Source organism: Propionivibrio sp. (assembly GCF_049316945.1).
Classification (GTDB): domain Bacteria; phylum Pseudomonadota; class Gammaproteobacteria; order Burkholderiales; family Rhodocyclaceae; genus Propionivibrio.
This window is the reverse complement of record NZ_JBMOJE010000266.1, coordinates 1-3,430: the sequence shown is the minus strand read 5'-3', so window position 1 is coordinate 3,430 and position 3,430 is coordinate 1. Positions and strand designations below refer to the sequence as shown.

At 52.7% G+C, this 3,430-nt stretch carries 3 protein-coding genes; all 3 read right to left on the bottom strand.

All coding sequences use genetic code 11. From position 1 onward, the window contains the following. Positions 1-87: 87 nt before the first annotated feature. The 3 genes from ACOYNV_RS26760 to ACOYNV_RS26750 are packed head-to-tail and all read right to left on the bottom strand — an operon-like array spanning position 88 to position 3,157. Positions 88-2,571: a hypothetical protein gene (locus tag ACOYNV_RS26760; RefSeq protein ID WP_422902865.1), complete on the bottom strand. Its 2,484-nt coding sequence runs from the start codon at positions 2,569-2,571 to the stop codon at positions 88-90. 44 nt (positions 2,572-2,615) lie between these two features. Then, positions 2,616-2,888 (bottom strand): hypothetical protein, encoded by a 273-nt coding sequence (locus ACOYNV_RS26755; RefSeq protein ID WP_422902864.1) that lies wholly within the window; start codon positions 2,886-2,888, stop codon positions 2,616-2,618. An 11-nt stretch (positions 2,889-2,899) separates the two neighbouring features. Beyond that, positions 2,900-3,157 (bottom strand): helix-turn-helix transcriptional regulator, encoded by a 258-nt coding sequence (locus ACOYNV_RS26750; protein WP_422902863.1) that lies wholly within the window; start codon positions 3,155-3,157, stop codon positions 2,900-2,902. Positions 3,158-3,430 lie beyond the last annotated feature (273 nt).

Genomic DNA, 3,430 nt, shown 5'->3' with positions numbered 1-3,430 from the left:
GGGCTAAAGCCGGGTTTTCTCCAATGGTGGCACCTATGTTGCCGCTATGTGCTGGCGTAGCGTCTGCGCTTGATTTGGTGGTGGCTTTCATACTTCAACCTCCTCGGTGTCGCTGGCAACAATGCGCCTTAGCGCCGCGTCCCAGGTCAAGGTCGTGTTGTCAGCTTGTATCGCGCGGATTTGATCGGCCAGGTCGTCGGGTGGGTCAAGATCAGAATCGTCCATATCATCAATCGCCTTGTCGATGACTTTTTGAACCTCGGTCATGCGATGGATTCGCTGATACGCATCATGCAAGGTATCGTCATCAGGGACGACCTTTTCAACGCCATGCGCTTTTAGCTTGCCTTCAATCCATGCAACAAACTGATCTGAAGTAAAAGCATTCAGCTCTACCCGCTGAGTCAGCAGGAACTTGATTTCATCCTCGGTTGCGCCGTTGTCCCGCAAGTTTGCTGCCGGGTCATCGCCGGTATGCTGAACCCGCTCCGCTGACAAGCCGTCGATATCACCAAGCCTCACACCCAGATCAATGACTTCGACTTTGTTGTCAAACTTGTAGCGCCAAGTGTCGTTTGTCAGTGTTTGCAGAATGCTGAACCCGGCCTTGTCAAAATCGTGCAATACCAGCAAGCGAACGTCGTTACCGTCCTTGCACAGACTGTCGATCAGTTCGCGGCTTGCCGTAACCGAAGTGCCCTTCGTTGACATAATCGCAATGTCGTACCGTTCAGCTAGTTTGATCTGCTCAAACAATGGCATGAACCCTTCTTTTTCGATAAACAGAATGGTCTGGTAACGATTTTTCGGCCCCATCGTTGGATAGCGTGCTTCTGCAAAATCAAACGCCAACTCACTCACGCGGTGCCTTGCAATTCCTCGCAAGTACTCCCTGACTCCCAGTGTGCCCAGTGCAACCGTGTGCCCGGTGTGCGGTTCTGTGAAGTGGCCCCGTGCGTCGTAAACGATGTTCCAGGTAACGCCCTTTTCCTCGATGTAGCTTGGCAAAAGGGTTTTGATGAAATACTTGTCATCCATGTCGGTACCGGTGATTTCCTGCACAAACGGCCTTGCTGCATACATGATCTGGCGAGCGTGTGCCGGGTAAATGCCGCCGCCGCTGGCCTTCAAATAGGCGGCTTCCATGCACTGATACGCCGCGTCCTTGGTGCTGGTCTTACTGACCTTCGTTAAAGCATCTTCACGGTTCAGCCGTGCCGATAGGTGGCGTTCCTCTGCTTTGACCTGCTTGCACCAGGCTTTGGTGACCGACTCGGTGCATTGCACAATCGCTTCAGCCTGATCTGGTTCGATCACCAATGATGACTTGCCACGATCAAGATAGCTGACTTGCGGACAAGCTATGTGCATGGCAAACATGACCGGCTGTTCGTGGTCAACGCGCTGCCGGGTCAGTACCGTGTCCAAACTCACGCCAGCCAGATCACGAAACGGATTCAGTAGGCCCGGTGACCAATTTACGCCAGTGACCATGATGCGCGATTCAATCCCCCGGCCATAACCGAACGCTGCTTCAATGACCCACGGCTGTTCCTCCCGCTCGCCGTAGATGCGCTTGTAGCTGAATGACTCCATGTTGCAGCCGCTGGCGGCAAACTTGGCTTCAAAATGCGCCCGGCCAATTTCACCCAATAGCTTTGCAGGAACCGGTTTAGAGTTTTGCTGCATGGCATACAGCATCAACTCAATGACAAGGTGGTCTAGTCCATCGGGTGTTTCAAGCGTCGAAAGTGCTACCCGAGACAAGCTCAAGGTGTCCAGCACCGCCTTTTGCTTGCCGGTTCCACTAAGACCTCGAAACTCCGCAACAAACTCCCTAACGGTTTTGGTCGGCTCCTTACTGATGTACGCCGCGATCAGTCGCTCCAGCCGCTCCAGGTTGTACCAGTGCGGACTTGTCGGGTCTGATGGTTTCCACTTATCCCAGGTGCCGGTCGTTGGCTTGATGACAACAACTTCATCAAGCGATCCATCGATCCATGCGACGGTCAGATTAAGGTGCGGATTCAGCCGGGTGTAGTCGGTTGCGACTTGTAAAAATCGTGCCTTTGCACTCGGTGTTTTTAACCAAGGTGAATTTTTCAGGCCAACATGAAAAAACGTGCCTTTTTTACTTTCAATCGTTTCTGTCTGATGATCGATGACCGGCACTTGCCTGATGCGGTCAACGCTCAAGGTGATGGTGTGCCGGGTGCCGTGGGCTTCAATGGTTGTCACGCCGTGGTCGCCGTCCATCACAAACGGCATGGCTACCAGCGTTTTCAAAGCGTTGCCCTGCGCTCCACGGGTCGGTGAAACATAGGCTTCGCGGCTTGATTCCCGTATTGAAAAATCCAGCACGTTGTCAATCGTTGACGCTGGCAGGCCCGGCCCGTTGTCTATAACGCTGATGCCATCGGCATTAAAGGTGACTTGTAAGACGGGTGCAATGCTGGCATCTTCGCAAGCGTCCAGCCCGTTGTCGATCAGCTCCTTGATGATCACCGTCGGCCAGTCGTTGACGTGATGACCAGTCTGCGCGGTCAACTCCTTTTGACTGAAAAAATCCATCAGGCGCGAAGTCGAAAATGTGGCGCGTTGCAGTTGTGGTGCTGTCATTGCTGAACCCCCACAATCTTTGCAAACGCGATCAGATCTGTCTGGTCTTTGCAGTAGCGCACCAGGCCAAACTTGACGATGTTGAAACCGCCGTTGTTGTCTTTTAGGACTTTGTGACCTGCCATCTCAAAACTGGCGATCAGGCTTGTTACGGCATTGCTTGCCGCTGGCTGGTGCGGTCTTACCCGGTAAGGGTGTGGCTTGCTGGTGCTGTTGCTAAATCTAGGCGTGTCGGTGCCTGCCCCGACGGGCATCGTGTTGGTGGTCATGGCGTACCACCTTAGAGTTTTGCGATAAAGGCGGCTAAGTCAGACTCGCGCCAGACAGGGCGCTTCGGTGTGATCCTGATTGGCCCAGGTATGCGCCCGGCTTTCACCAGTGCGCGAAAGCGGGTCAGCCCGAGGTTGACGCGGGCTGAGGCTTCAGTGACTGGATAGAGTTTGGTTGGTGCGACATCAGGCGCGTCGGTTGGTTGGTTGGTTGTATCTGGCATAAAGGCTTTCAAAAATTGTTGAAAAACCACAAATGCACCAAGCACCAGCCAGCCCGTTGTAAGCCTACTTAAAGACTTCGGACTAGAATCTAACCGGTATCACGCAATTTCAAAACGGATTGTTCCCGGCCCACACTGGTAACTTGATGAAGGCCACCTTTGGCGAGGTGGCTTTTTTCATCTGCGTGCTCACAAATTCAGCAAGTGAAAGTTTATCACTCATTTGTGTTTAGCCCTTGAGCGTTTGTAGTATGAAAATGCACAAAAAACCTGTTTTATTGCTTTTCCGTTAGAAAGTCTCACGTTTGTGATGTTTTT